Source organism: Streptomyces sp. WMMC940 (assembly GCF_027460265.1).
Taxonomy (GTDB): domain Bacteria; phylum Actinomycetota; class Actinomycetes; order Streptomycetales; family Streptomycetaceae; genus Streptomyces.
The window spans coordinates 3541734-3554116 of sequence record NZ_JAPZBC010000001.1 but is presented as its reverse complement, the minus strand read 5'-3'; the positions used below and the strand labels follow the sequence as shown (position 1 = coordinate 3554116).

Below are 12383 nucleotides of genomic sequence, written 5' to 3'. Positions count from 1 at the left end.
ACACTCCGGGCCGGACGGCGGGCGGCATGAGGCGTCCCTCGGAGAGGCACTCAGAACTTCCCCGGACGCACCACGGCCGCCGCCAGATAGCCGACCAGTGACAGGGCCACCACGAGGCCGACCCAGTTCTCCTCGCTCACGAGCGATCAACTCCCTTGTGCTGCGGGCTGCCCCGCGAATCCGACCGCCTCAGGAAACCGCCCGTGCCACCCGCACACGGGGAGCGTCGACGTCCTTCTTCCGTCAGCGCAAACGATTCTGACGCCGCTTTGGCGCGGTTCGGCACGATCCGGCCAGAGCACCGTCAAAGCGGTACGCGAAAGGCGGACGACACGCCGGGAAGCCCCTGGGCTCCCTCTCTCGGGCTCAGTGCCGCGCCGATCTCGCCGCGGGCCGCGCCAGGGCTCGCCGAGGGCCGAGGCCGGCCCAGGCCGAGACGCTGCGCCAGGCGCGGTGCGACACCGCCGAGCTGCGCCTGCGCGCCGGCGGTACGGGAAGCACGTCGACCGGGAGGCGACCGAGGCCGCTGCCGCGACCGACCTCAAGCAGTTCGACGTCGTCCTCGCCGAGGCGGGCGCGCTCGCCGTCCTCGCCGACGAGACCCCGAAGGCCGCTCCGTCGACACCCTCGCCCAGCGGCAGTGCGGCCTGACCGCCCCTGCCGAGGGCGAACCGGCCGCCCCCCGCTCCGTCGAGTCCGGCGCACAGACCCGGATGAGCGGCATCGACCTGCGCCGGCGCGACGCCAGCTGCTGCCGCATCCGCAAGGGCGCCGCCGCTCGCCCGACCCGCGAGAACGGTCATTTGGCCGCCTCGTGTCGGTCGACTCGGTGAAGCGAGGCCGCAGGGGGCCGCATCAGCGGGCCGCGCCGTGCGCCTGCGTGCGCCAATGCTGCCGGAACCCGGCAGTGTGTTCCGCGGTGCGGGATGGGATGCTCTTCCCGCCCAGCAGCGAGCGGAGAGGGAAGCGCTGCGGCGAGGTCGCGGGGCAGGGCAGCCTTGCACTCCCGGTTCGCCGACTCGCAGCACTCATCCCGGCTGCGGCTTCACTGCTGGGGCGGCGGGCCTCTTCTCGGGCGCTGGACGATGTGGTCAGTGCGTTCCCCGGTGGCATCGCGGCTCGGAGACAGGCGTGACCGAAGGAGGGGGACATGGACCGGCTGTGGGACATGTTCGGCGATGTCCTCATGCTGCTCTTCGGGCCGCTGGTGGCGTGGGCCGCCCGGGAGTGGTGGCGTCACCCCGATCGGGCTCCCGCGTGGGTGGCTCGTGGCCCGCGGTGGGCGGTGCGCTGCAGGACAGCCTGTTTCGTTCTCCTGGGAATCGGCATGGGAAGCAGCGGTGTGTACGGCCTGACCGGAACGCCGGAGCCCTGGGCAGCCGGCTTCTGCCGCGTCGCCGGCCCGATGCTCTGCCTCCTCCTCTTCTGGCGCCCCTCCGTCCATGGGACGCGACGGCGTGGTGAGAGGCGGCCGACGGTTTCCGGCGCGGCCGGCGGGGCGACGGAAGGGGGCCGGGACGATGACGGGGCGTCGAAGGGTCACCTCGCCTGAGGCGGTGTGGGCGCTCGCGGGCTGTTGGGCGGTGTGCGGCCTGGGTGGGGTACTGCTGTCCATCGGCGGCGAGCCCTCGCCGCCTGTCGCCGTCGCGGTGATGACGGTGCTCGTGCACTGGTTCCGGCGGCGTCAGGACCGGGTCGCTGGTGTCTTCGCCGGTACCGTCGTCGTCCTCGGCGCTGTGGCGCTCCCGCGGCCGGTGGTGGGCCGAGGCGTGGCGGACCCGCTCGCCATCGGGCTGGGGGCTTCGGTGGCCGTCGTCTTCACGGCGATCACAGGGACCAGGGCGGTTCGAGCGGGGAGGCGGAATGTGTGACGGTCCGCCGCGCCTCGAGCCGCCGACGGCTCCGGCCTCCGTACGTCGGCGTACGGTCTGGCACCGGGCATGGGGTGCGTGCACGGCTCTTCTCGGCTTCGGGGTGACCCTGCTGGCGGGAGCGGTCCTCCTGGGAGTGGTGCCCGAGCTGCTCGACGACGAGCGGGCGTTTGCCGCCGCGTCTCCGTGTCCCGCTGCCGCAGGCGTGGTCGAGGGCTGTCTCCGTGACGTGACGGCGACGGTCGTGAGCACAGTGATCAAGGAAGCAGCCAGGTACGACGAGTTCTCGGTGACCCTCAGGGGCCCGCGCGAGGTCTCGGGCGACGTCGACATGGGCGCCCCTGGTCCCCTCCTCGAGGACCTGCGGCCGGGTGATGTCGTGACCGTCACGCGGTGGCGGGACTACTCGGTCGCGGTGGCCAAGGACGGCCGGTCCCAGCAGACGGCCGACACCCCGGTGGGCGAGCCGCAACTCGCCACCGCGGTGGGGTCGGCCCTGCTGTCGGCCGGCGTCTTCACCGCCTACGCCGGAGGCCGGGTGCTCACCCGGGCGCGCCGCTACGGGGAACGAGGGCTGCCCCGGCTCCTGGTGGTGCACGGCAAGGCGGCGTTCGGCGCGATGCTCTGCGCTGTACCGGCCATGATCGTGGGGGGCCTCACCGGCGTCCCGCTTCAGACGGCCGTCTGGCTCGTTCTGCTGCCCGTGGTCTGGTGGTTCGTGCGCCGACGCGAGCTTCGGGGCCGGGGCCGACATGCCGCCCCGGCGCTCCGGGACCGATGATGGGAAGCGCTTCGCTCGGCCGGGTTCGGGACCGGGTGGTGCAGGGTGGCACGCCGCCCCCGGTACGGCTCGCCGTCAGATGCTCCCCTTCGGCGGCCGGTTGACCTGGGCGCTTCCGCGGATGAGGCCACGTCTCCTGGCCGCGGTCCTGTTCGTACCGCCGCCGCATCTGCTATGAGGCGGGTTGCCGCCACCACAGTGCAGCACACCGAGCCGCCGCGCTCGGCGTGCGCGACGCATGGTCTCGTCCTGCCCGGCTACGACACCCCGAACTCGGCACGAGGCCGGCCGGGCCGCCCGACGGGAGCCGGGGCCCTGGAGTCGGCTTTCGGACTTCAGGTTTGCCGGAGGCGGGCAATGTTCCTACGGAACGTGGATGCCATGGTTGCTCCGGTACGGACCATGGGGGCGGAGGGGATCGGCTGTGGCGAGGTCGCGGAGCAAGGCGGTCCGCAGGCGTGAGGCCCGGCGGCGCAGGGAGGCCGCTCGTGGTGGGAGTTCCTCGTACAGAGCGCCTGTCCGGGGAGCGTCACGGGAGCGCAGTCCCGATCGGCGGGGGGCGTGGCTGAGGGAGGCGATCCGCGGGAGGGGAACCCGCCTCCATCCGTTCGTGCGCTTCCTGTCGTGCTGTGCGGCGGTCTTCTTGCTGATGGTCGTCGGGGTGATGGGCGTGGTCGGGGCCTCCGCCGCGGGCCTGACCGGTGTCTCAGGTGTGTTCACGGCCCGCGAGTGTCACCTGGAACCGAGCGGCAGGGGAGGCGAGAGCACCTCCTGCTCGGGTGTGTTCCTCGCGCACGACGGGTCGTTGACGGATCTGGACGCCCGCCTGTCCTGGCCCGGTGGGCGGGCCGGCCGTGAGACGGAAGTCCGTACGGTCGTCCTCGGCGGGTACCAGCAGCACGGTTTCGGTGAGGTCGTGATGATTTCGGGGATCACGGGGGTGGTCGGTGCCGTTTCCCTCGTGTGCGGGGTCGCCGGCCTGTCGCCCCGGGCCAGGGAGCGGCTGGCCGATGCCCTCGGAGGGGTCGGCGGCCGACGCGGGAGGAGGTCGCCGCGATGGTGTGGAGCGTGATCGCCGCAGTGGCCGGACTCGCGCTGCTCGGCGATGTGTTGCGGGCAGCGGAATGGATGCAGACGCTGACGCTTCAGCACTGGGGGCGTCCGATTCGGTATTGAGGACCACTGGCGGTCAGTTGGGGGTGCGGTGATTGCTGTACTTCGCTTTGACCGGGGGCGAGGTGTAAACACTGATACCCATACCGGGTCGCTCCCTTAAGTTGTTCTGATGAAGAACGACCGCCGCCTCCGCCGCCTTGTCGTGGACGACACCACCTGGCGCTGGACGGTGCAGCAGCGGGTGAAGTCTGCCTACGAGGACTGCCGCCTTACGCTGTCCCTCTACCCCGAGGGCACGCGGCGCCGACTGGCTCTGGTCTTTCGTCCGGACTCAGCCCGGATCATCTCGAACTGTTACTTCGACTCCGGGGCCCTGGTGCGTCTCCCGGATCGCAGCCACCTCAATCTCTATGAACCCGGAACAGTCCGGCGCCTGCTGGATGCGGCTGCGCCGACCTTGGACCTCTTCGAATCCAGGGATGTGATCGAAGTGGACGGATGGCCGTACTTCGATGCGGTCGTGGAGCAGGTCACAGCCGCTTACCGACCTTCAAAGCGTGGTGTCGTAGAGGCTGACGCCTCATGATCCCTGCGCTGTGCCGACTGCATGAGGTATGCGCAAGGGCGCGGGGTGACCGACGAACGGCGGGACTTCCGCGAGAAGTTGCCGATGGAGGCGGCCGGGCGGTTCGTCCTGTGCGACGGAGACTGCGCTCATTGCTCACGACCTGCGGGTCAGCATCCGGTCGGTACAGCGGTGGCGCAGGGCTTGGTCATCCCCGCAGCTGGAAGCGCGCCGCAGAGGCGGCGGGCGCCCGCGCCGTGCGCGGGCCGTGATCGAGTGGGGAAACTCCTACCGCGCGGTGTGGTTGGCGGTTGTGGCTCGGGCAGCGCGGAACTCGTCCAAGAGGCCGAAGAACATGTCCAGGGGCTCAACGCCCGCTGCTTCACTCGCCCGTTCGATCTCGACGGCCCAGCCGAGCGCGCTGGAGTACTCCATGCCGAGCCGGGGCCAGAGCCACTCGCTGAACGGCCCGCAGTGACCGAAGTCGTTCACCACAGGAACCCCGTGGATCTCGCAGGCGACGCTGTACCCGTAGAGGATCGACTGGAGGTGCAGGAGGGAACGGCCTCGCACGTAGATCCCTGGCCGGAGGCGAACATCGTCGAGGTAGTCGTGCACGTCTTTCAGTTCGCGCAGTGGTCTGGGCCTGGGGAGTCCGGTATTGCTGGTCATGCCGATGCCTCCAGCAGCTGCCGGCCGTCGTGGCTCCTGACGTGAGGTCGTGCGTCGTCCAGGGCGTCGAGCAGTCGGATCGCGTAGACCGCGGACATCCGCCCGGCGACTTCTTCCGGCGTGAGCCATGCGACCGCCATCGACTCGTCGGAGGTGCGCTCGGTGCCCCCGGAGGGCTTGCAGCGGAAGACCAGGGCGACGATGCCGCGCGTCGTGTTCTTGTAGACGCCGCTGAGCTGGTCCACCTCGACGCGGATGCCGGTCTCTTCCCGGACCTCGCGGGCCACACCGTCTTCCGGCGTTTCGGAGAGCTCCAGGACTCCGCCCGGCAGCTCCCAAGTCCCGTTGTCTGCCCGGCGGATCGCGAGGAGCCGGCCGTCCTCGCGCATGACCGCGCCCGCCACGGACACGGAGTGCAGTGGCGTTGACTTGTGCCGCGGGGAACCCGTGCTCATGTGCAGGAGCATAGGAGGAAGAGAAGGACGGTGGGAACCGCCGTAGGACGTGGCAGGGTCTTGTCTCGGTACGTCCGGATCGCCGACGAGATCGATCGGCAGATCCGGGGCCCTGAAGCCTGGTGACATGGTGCCGAGTGAGTCCGAGCCGGTCGAGCGCCACGGGCACGGGGCCTTGGCGGTTCGAACCTTCCGGTCCGTAGCTCCAACCGGATCGGGAGTCAGCGACGGCCATGCCGGTCGTTTCGAGGCCCCCGAGGGACGCTACCGGCCGGGGCGGTGCTGGATGCGGAGGAATGCGGTGTCCCGGAGGTCTCGGGGACGGCCCGCACCCCCAAGGGCTTTGACGCCTGGGGACTTATGGCCTTGGATCTTCGCTTGTCGAACGTCCTGGCGCCCCACCGCCGGAGGCTCAACACATCCTGCCCACCTTTGCCTTGCCTCTCGCCGGAGGCGACGTTCAGAGAACCGAGCACTCTTCATGCACCTTCGCCGTATCGCTGCTGCCCTTTCGACCGCTCTGTTCCTTACTGCCTGCAGCAGCTCCGAGTACAGCGGCACGGCGGACAGGCCCGCTGACAGGCCCTCCCCGTCCGATGCCACCCTTGAGAAGCTCACCATGATGGGGACCGTTGCCGGCCTCCGGGTGACCGAGCCGACCGAGGACTCGCTTCCGGACGGGGCGTACCGGGCCGACAAGGACGAGTGCCTCCCCATTGCGCGGCTGGCGTTCACCGATACGCCGCGCCCCGCGACCGCCAGGGCCGTCCGCGAGTTCTCGGGCGGCCCTGGCGAGCTGAGCTCCACCGTCGGGGCGATGTGGGTGACTGTCCATCAGGGCGACGACGCCCGCTCGGCGCTCGACGATGTCCGCAAGGCGCTGACGGAGTGCTCGGGCAGCTTCAAGGTTCCCGGTGCCCCCATGATCTACCGGAACCTCGAACCGGCCCAGGCCCCGGATCTCGGGGACGAATCCGTCGGCTTCCGGTTCACCACCAGCCTCTCCGGCGTGAGCAGTCCCGCGACCTACGTCGTCGTCCGCACCGACCACATCCTCACCACGATGATGGTGATCACGGACACGCTTCCGCGGCCCCTGCTGGAGGCGCAGCTGGCGAAGCTCCCCGGCTGAGGAGGGCGCACAACGCATCAGGGCCGGTTTCCTGTGAAGGAAACCGGCCCTGGGCTCTACCGCTTGATGGGAATCTCCTGGACGATCTCGCCCAGGGCGGCGGGTGCGACGATGTCCGCCGGCCACGGGGCGCCCCTCGTCGCTGTAGTACCTCCGCCGGATGTGCGTGACGAGCGCGGCTTTCCGGACCCGAGGAGAGATGCCTCCTCGGCGGTCGACTGTCGCGCCTCCGGCTGTTCATCGGCGTGGCTGACGGTGACGCCAATCCGGGCCATCCGATTCACGACGCCCGCCCCAGCGTGCGGCCCGCCTTCTGGGAGGACGACAAGGGTGCCGGCGGTGTCGACGCCCGCGTTCGCGCCGACGGGAGAAGGCAGCCGACGTGCCCGACGATCGGGCATCGGCACCGAACGGGCACGCGACGCCTGACGCGGTCCAGACAACAAAAAAGCCCCGGGCCTTCGGCCTGGGGCTTCTGTCTGGAGCGGGTGACGGGAATCGAACCCGCGCTCTGAGCTTGGGAATCGCTCCGAACTTGGGTGCCTGTATACCCGCTGACCTGTGGGAACGTCCTTGCGGGGAATCGTTCGGCGGGTCGCCGGGGAGCCCCTGTTGACCGCCGTTCACCGCCGCTACCGGCACGTTGTGGCACGCGCTACGGGATGCTCGGGGTGAGGGCGAAATCCCCGCCTGCGAGTCCGCTGACTTCCCCGGCTGAGGCGCTTGCCCCGCTCAGTGCCTGGATTGCCCGATAGACGATTGCGTCTTGCCTCCTGACATCGTGAGGGTTGACGCAAGAAGACACACGCCCGTTGACTGTGGCTGACCCTTGTATCTGCCACGCCTGTGGCTGGGGCTGCCCCCTGAAGCTCCTCAGTCCGTCGGGATCAGGTGCGCCCAGACGGTGCCGAGCCTCTTGAGCAGGGCACGCTGCTCGTCGATCCAGCCGCGGTCCACTTCGAGGGAGAGGGCCAGCCTGGTGGTCTGTTGGTCTGCGATGGTGACCGTGATCCCATCGTGGTCGTCCTCCCGCCAATTCAGGCGGATGCCGATCTCGGCGACTCGCGAAGCCTCACGCCAGACGGCGTCGTGCCCCGCGGCGACCTCGTCCAATACGTGTGCCCAGCCGGCCAGGTCTCTTGGATCCACATAGGTGTCGAGGACACCGGCCACGAACTCGTTGTGGACCAGGAGTTGCCCCTTCACGTCCGGGATGCCCGGGGCATAGGAGTCGTTCAACTCGACCACAACACTGCCGCCGTACTTCCCGGTGATCCGCAGCAGTGCGAACCGCTCAGGCTCCTTCATGTCCCACCCCTGGGTGTTCGGTCCGGCGCTGATGCTGCGCACTCTAGACAGCACCACTGACGATGCCTGCCGCGCTGACCGTCTCAATGGATGACTCAAGACCTGTCTTCTTGCCCTGGGTCTTGCCGGGGATCTTGGCGACCTGGGTTTCTACAGATCAACGGCCTGATTCTCGGTGCCTGACTGGTCCTCGTTGGTCACTGTTAGTCGCTGCTGAGCGCCCTCGGGCGGCCCAGGGACGGCCCGGGCATCCCTCCTGCCGGAGCGCTGAAGGTCCTCAGGAGTCATGAAGGTAGAGATGTCGGAGCTCGGTGTGCACGGTGTCGAAAGACGCCTCTCTCTTTCCTCCTCTGACAGGGCAACGTACACCGGCGGCTCGTAGGACTCGTCCGTCCACCCGCAGTGGGAACAAGTTCCCCCGACGATGCTGTAGGACTCGCACTCTTCACAGCGGCTGACCTCCGTCGCGAGCCGCATCCTTGCTGCCGTGAACATGCCCAGCAGGTGCTCTACAGCCTTTAGGCCGATCTCCGCATCCATCCGCATCGCGCTCTTGGCATGAGTCAGCCAGTTGACGTACTCCCAGGTCTCGACAGCGGACTTCTTCAGATAGGAACGGAGCTTCGTCGCAGAGGAACCTACGGACCTGCCCGGCCGGAGGAACAGGCCGCGATGCGCCGTCGGGACGTCGACCTGGAGAACGTCGGCATCTGGGTGCGGACCGCGGAGCCCGAACTCACCACCGGTCGGCGGGCTCCGGGGGACACCAAGTCCGATGCGGGCAAGAGGTTCCTCGTCCTGCCGGCCTTTCTGGAGAAGGACCTCAAGCGGCATCTCGCCTGGTACGCCGAGAAGACGCAGGACGGGTTGCTGTTCGTGGGGGAGAAGGGCAAGCCGTTCCGGCGCTCGACCTTCGGGCGGAAGTGGCGCAGGGCCCGGGCCAAGGTCGGGCTGTCGGAGAACTTCCGCTTCTACGATCTTCGTCACACCGGGCATACGCTCTCGACCCAGTCCGGGGCCACGCTGAAGGACACGATGGTCCGCGCCGGGCAGTCCTCCGAGCGGGCGGCACTGATCTACCAGCACTCCAACCTGGAGCGGCAGAGGGAAGTAGCCGGCGGTATCGACGCCCGTGTGCACGCCGAGCGGGAGAAGGCCGCTGACGTGCCCGACGAGCAGGCATCGGGCACGGAACGGGCACGCGACGCCTGATCCGGTCTAGACAACAACAAAGCCCCGGGCCGATGGCCTGGGGCTTCTGTCTGGAGCGGGTGACGGGAATCGAACCCGCGCTCTGAGCTTGGGAAGCTCATGTTCTACCATTAAACTACACCCGCGAAGCGGCTTGATTGATCAATGCCGCAGCGTTGCACACTGTACCCCATCGAAGGCCCTCGGTGTATTGCCCCGAGGGGCTTCCGTGCATTTCCGGCAGTTCGGCAGGCGACCGGACTGCCGGCGGGCGCGCCCACCTGTCTTCCGCTGCGGCCCCCGCGGGTCCCGTTCCGGTCGTGCCCGTGGTGCCCGTCGACGACCGCGGACCGCCGGTCGGCGGTCGTCGACGGCCGTCCGCCCGCGGGGGCCGCGGCCCTTCGTGCGGTGCCCGATGCGGCTGGGACGTGGAGGCGTTGGGGCGTACCTTTGGCGGCGGAGTGCCGCGTGGAGCGCTGTCCTGTTGATCCCCTAATGTGGCTGTCTCATCCAGCTTGTCGGGGAAGGGACTTGATGCAGCCGATGGACTCGAAGGACTCGATGGATCGAGGCGATTCACTCTCGCGCACCGTCGTCCGCTGTGCCGAGGGGCATGTCTTCACCACCTCGTCGTTCCCGATGCAGCAGCTCGGTACCGGCCGGATCGGACCCGGGCGGCTCATCCGCTGCCCCCGGTGCGCACGGTTGCGGCAGGCCGTCCCCGTGGTGCTGCAGAGCCGCTGACGGGCGCGCGGCGGGCCCGTGCGGGCCCGGCCGGTGTCAGGGGCGGCGTCCACCCGCGCGCAGCGGCGGAACGCCGGAGGTGGTGCCGACGGTGTGCACGCCCGGGCGGTCCCGCCGGACGGGACGCCGACTCGGCCGGCGTGGAGCGGCGCGAGAGCGAGTGGGGGCGCGCGGGCTCCGCCCGATTGGGGCGGGCCCGCGCGCTCTGCGTATCCTCGGGGCGTGCTTCTCTCAGACAAGGACATCCGGGCCGAGATCGACGCGGGACGGGTGCGCATCGACCCGTTCGACGATTCGATGGTGCAGCCCTCGAGCATCGATGTGCGGCTCGACCGCTACTTCCGGGTGTTCGAGAACCACCGCTACCCGCACATCGACCCCGCCGTCGAGCAGGCGGACCTGACGCGGCTGGTGGAGCCGGAGGGCGACGAGGCGTTCATCCTGCACCCCGGCGAGTTCGTGCTGGCGTCGACGTACGAGGTCATCACCCTGCCCGACGACATCGCCTCCCGGCTGGAGGGCAAGAGCTCGCTCGGCCGGCTCGGTCTGGTCACGCACTCCACGGCCGGCTTCATCGACCCCGGGTTCTCCGGGCACGTCACCCTGGAACTGTCGAACCTGGCCACCCTGCCCATCAAGCTCTGGCCGGGGATGAAGATCGGGCAGCTGTGCATGTTCCGGCTGAGCACGCCGGCGGAGCACTCGTACGGTTCCGAGAAGTACGGGTCCCGCTACCAGGGGCAGCGGGGGCCGACGGCCTCGCGGTCGTTCATGAACTTCCATCGGACGCAGGTGTGAGGGCCGGTACGCAATGAGTGGGGTACGCGAGAACCTGACGTACGAGAAGTTCGGTGTCGCGGTCCGTGAGCTCGCGCAGACGATCGCGGACGACGGCTTCGAGCCGGACCTGGTCCTGTCGATCGCGCGCGGCGGTGTCTTCGTCGCCGGCGGGCTGGCGTACGCATTGGACTGCAAGAACATCCACCTGGTCAACGTGGAGTTCTACACCGGCGTCGGCACGACGCTGGAGATGCCGGTCATGCTCGCGCCCGTCCCGAACGCGATCGACTTCTCCGACAAGAAGGTCCTGATCGCCGACGACGTCGCGGACACCGGCAAGACGCTGAAGCTCGTCCACGACTTCTGCGTCGACCATGTGGCCGAGGTGCGGTCGGCGGTCATCTACGAGAAGCCGCAGTCGCTGGTGAAGTGCGAGTACGTCTGGAAGCGCACGGACGACTGGATCAACTTCCCGTGGAGTGTCGAGAGGCCCCTCGTGCGGCGTGGCGGCCAGGTCCTGGACGCCTGACCGCCCTCGCGGCCGCGCACCCGCCGCCGAGCGCGCCCCGAGCGCGCCGACGTGGCCCCTGTCGCGCACGTGGCCCCTGCCTTACGAGGTCGCTGTTGGTGCAACAGCGACCTCGTAAGGCAGGGGCCACGGTCGTGGTCCGTCCCGTGACCGGGACGCCGGTCAGATCGTGCCGAGCTTGATGATCGCGAGCAGCGCGATCAGCTGGAGTGCCGAGGCGCCGAGCGCCTTCGGCCACGGCAGGTCGTGCGACTTGCTGACCATGGAGGTGAACAGCGCGGCCGCCGCCAGCCAGGTCGCCCAGCCCACCACCTGCACCAGCGAGTTCTCACCGCCGAGGAAGAGGGCGACGAGAAGCCTCGGGGCGTCCGTGAGGGACATGATCAGCATCGAGAGGCCGACCGTCGGCTGCCATGCCCCGTCGCCGCCGAGCTGGCGGGCCAGGGTGTGGGTGACCGCGCCGAGGATCAGACCGCCGAGCACGAAGCCCACACCCGTGATGATCACGGAGGTCAGCGCACTCGCGAACGGTGCGTTGATCGCCTCGTCGCGCGTCTGGTCGAATCCGAAGATCGCGAGCAGGCCGTAGAGGAACGTGACGCTCAGCGCCGGGCCCCAGACCGGGTAGTCCCGCATCTGCAGGAAGGTCGGGCCGGGGCGCAGCACGATCCCGCTCAGCAGTTCCTTCCAGTGCAGGCGCGGGCCGGACGGGACGGGTGCGGCGCCGGCGTGGTACGTCGAGCCGTCGCCGTACGGGTCCTCGCCGACGCTGAAGGCCCGGGTGTGGCCGGGGTTGTCGGCGTACGGGTCGGCGCCGTGGCCGCCGCCCTGGTGACCGCCCTGCTGCCGGTGCTGCTGGTAGGGGTCGCCGAAGTACTCGGGCTCGCCGTACGGCTGCCCGTTCCCGTTCCCGTGCCCGTGTGCGTAGCCCTGTCCGCCGTGTCCGCCGCCTCTGCGGGGCCACTGCTGCTGCGGGGGGTACGAGGGCGCCGCCTGGCCTCCTCCGGGGCCGTACTGCTGTCCGTACGGCGACGGGGGCGCCTGCTGCGGTTGTTGTTGCGGGGTGCGGTTGTTGTCCCGGCCGCGTCCGATCCTGAATCCAGCCACGCATTCGAACGTACCCGGTCCCGCTGCGTCCGGTGTCCGGGGCCGGGTATCCGGGGGACCTTTGCGGCCGAGCTGTGACATCCCCTAGGGGACCGCGAGGGCCGACGGCGGTCCGCACAAGGGAGGTCACGG

General features: G+C 69.5%; 15 protein-coding genes, 1 tRNA gene and 2 pseudogenes. 10 read left to right on the top strand and 8 right to left on the bottom strand.

Features of this window, described 5'->3' with window-relative positions; genetic code table 11:
• Nucleotides 1-50: 50 nt before the first annotated feature.
• On the bottom strand, nucleotides 51-140 hold the full coding sequence (locus O7595_RS15555) for a potassium-transporting ATPase subunit F (protein ID WP_269729286.1): 90 nt from the start codon (nucleotides 138-140) through the stop codon (nucleotides 51-53).
• Nucleotides 141-453: 313 nt separating this feature from the next.
• On the opposite strand from O7595_RS15555, the gene O7595_RS15550 reads away from it, so the two are divergent.
• The 5 genes from O7595_RS15550 (at nucleotide 454) to O7595_RS15530 (ending at nucleotide 4354) form a co-directional block, all read left to right on the top strand.
• Nucleotides 454-651, top strand: a complete 198-nt coding sequence (locus O7595_RS15550) for a hypothetical protein (RefSeq protein WP_269729285.1) — start codon at nucleotides 454-456, stop codon at nucleotides 649-651.
• Nucleotides 652-1520: 869 nt separating this feature from the next.
• Nucleotides 1521-1871: a hypothetical protein gene (locus O7595_RS15545; protein ID WP_269729284.1), complete on the top strand. Its 351-nt coding sequence runs from the start codon at nucleotides 1521-1523 to the stop codon at nucleotides 1869-1871.
• On the top strand, nucleotides 1864-2652 hold the full coding sequence (locus tag O7595_RS15540) for a hypothetical protein (RefSeq protein WP_269729283.1): 789 nt from the start codon (nucleotides 1864-1866) through the stop codon (nucleotides 2650-2652). The genes O7595_RS15545 and O7595_RS15540 overlap by 8 nt, the downstream gene beginning before the upstream one ends.
• Before the next feature lie 610 nt (nucleotides 2653-3262).
• Nucleotides 3263-3724, top strand: coding sequence for a hypothetical protein (locus tag O7595_RS15535; protein WP_269729282.1), 462 nt, complete (start codon nucleotides 3263-3265; stop codon nucleotides 3722-3724).
• 213 nt (nucleotides 3725-3937) lie between these two features.
• Nucleotides 3938-4354, top strand: a complete 417-nt coding sequence (locus O7595_RS15530; RefSeq protein WP_269729281.1) for a hypothetical protein — start codon at nucleotides 3938-3940, stop codon at nucleotides 4352-4354.
• Between the two features lie 267 nt (nucleotides 4355-4621).
• Here the strand turns inward: O7595_RS15530 and O7595_RS15525 are convergent, their stop codons facing one another.
• Nucleotides 4622-5005, bottom strand: coding sequence for a hypothetical protein (locus O7595_RS15525; protein ID WP_269729280.1), 384 nt, complete (start codon nucleotides 5003-5005; stop codon nucleotides 4622-4624).
• A complete protein-coding gene (locus O7595_RS15520) occupies nucleotides 5002-5472 on the bottom strand; it encodes an NUDIX hydrolase (protein WP_269729279.1) in 471 nt (156 codons plus the stop codon). Before O7595_RS15520 ends, O7595_RS15525 begins: the two co-directional genes overlap by 4 nt.
• A 607-nt stretch (nucleotides 5473-6079) precedes the next feature.
• On the opposite strand from O7595_RS15520, the gene O7595_RS15515 reads away from it, so the two are divergent.
• Nucleotides 6080-6592 carry a hypothetical protein gene (locus O7595_RS15515; protein WP_269729278.1) on the top strand — a complete coding sequence of 171 codons (513 nt, stop codon included), beginning with the start codon at nucleotides 6080-6082 and terminating at the stop codon, nucleotides 6590-6592.
• A 56-nt stretch (nucleotides 6593-6648) separates the two neighbouring features.
• Here O7595_RS15515 and O7595_RS15510 read toward each other — a convergent pair.
• From O7595_RS15510 to O7595_RS15500, 3 genes and pseudogenes are all read right to left on the bottom strand, one after another.
• A pseudogene (locus O7595_RS15510) lies at nucleotides 6649-6933 on the bottom strand (UTRA domain-containing protein); the annotation flags it as partial.
• A 532-nt stretch (nucleotides 6934-7465) separates the two neighbouring features.
• The gene (locus O7595_RS15505) at nucleotides 7466-7900 is read right to left on the bottom strand and encodes a DUF5959 family protein (RefSeq protein WP_269729277.1); all 435 of its coding nucleotides are present in this window, start codon (nucleotides 7898-7900) and stop codon (nucleotides 7466-7468) included.
• 150 nt (nucleotides 7901-8050) lie between these two features.
• The gene (locus tag O7595_RS15500; RefSeq protein ID WP_269729276.1) at nucleotides 8051-8440 is read right to left on the bottom strand and encodes a hypothetical protein; all 390 of its coding nucleotides are present in this window, start codon (nucleotides 8438-8440) and stop codon (nucleotides 8051-8053) included.
• Nucleotides 8441-8533: 93 nt separating this feature from the next.
• Here O7595_RS15500 and O7595_RS15495 point away from each other — a divergent pair.
• Nucleotides 8534-9112, top strand: a pseudogene (locus O7595_RS15495) (tyrosine-type recombinase/integrase); the annotation flags it as partial.
• A gap of 51 nt (nucleotides 9113-9163) precedes the next feature.
• Here O7595_RS15495 and O7595_RS15490 read toward each other — a convergent pair.
• Nucleotides 9164-9237 (bottom strand) — tRNA-Gly (locus O7595_RS15490).
• Nucleotides 9238-9625: 388 nt separating this feature from the next.
• Here O7595_RS15490 and O7595_RS15485 point away from each other — a divergent pair.
• The 3 genes from O7595_RS15485 to O7595_RS15475 all read left to right on the top strand — a co-directional run bounded on the left by O7595_RS15485 (nucleotide 9626) and on the right by O7595_RS15475 (nucleotide 11144).
• Nucleotides 9626-9835, top strand: a complete 210-nt coding sequence (locus O7595_RS15485; RefSeq protein ID WP_269729275.1) for a hypothetical protein — start codon at nucleotides 9626-9628, stop codon at nucleotides 9833-9835.
• Between the two features lie 222 nt (nucleotides 9836-10057).
• Nucleotides 10058-10633, top strand: coding sequence for a dCTP deaminase (dcd, locus tag O7595_RS15480; RefSeq protein WP_093653801.1), 576 nt, complete (start codon nucleotides 10058-10060; stop codon nucleotides 10631-10633).
• Between the two features lie 13 nt (nucleotides 10634-10646).
• Complete coding sequence (locus tag O7595_RS15475; RefSeq protein WP_269729274.1) at nucleotides 10647-11144, top strand: phosphoribosyltransferase; 498 nt, start codon at nucleotides 10647-10649, stop codon at nucleotides 11142-11144.
• 162 nt (nucleotides 11145-11306) lie between these two features.
• Here O7595_RS15475 and O7595_RS15470 read toward each other — a convergent pair whose 3' ends face one another.
• Complete coding sequence (locus tag O7595_RS15470) at nucleotides 11307-12251, bottom strand: Yip1 family protein (protein WP_269729273.1); 945 nt, start codon at nucleotides 12249-12251, stop codon at nucleotides 11307-11309.
• Nucleotides 12252-12383 lie beyond the last annotated feature (132 nt).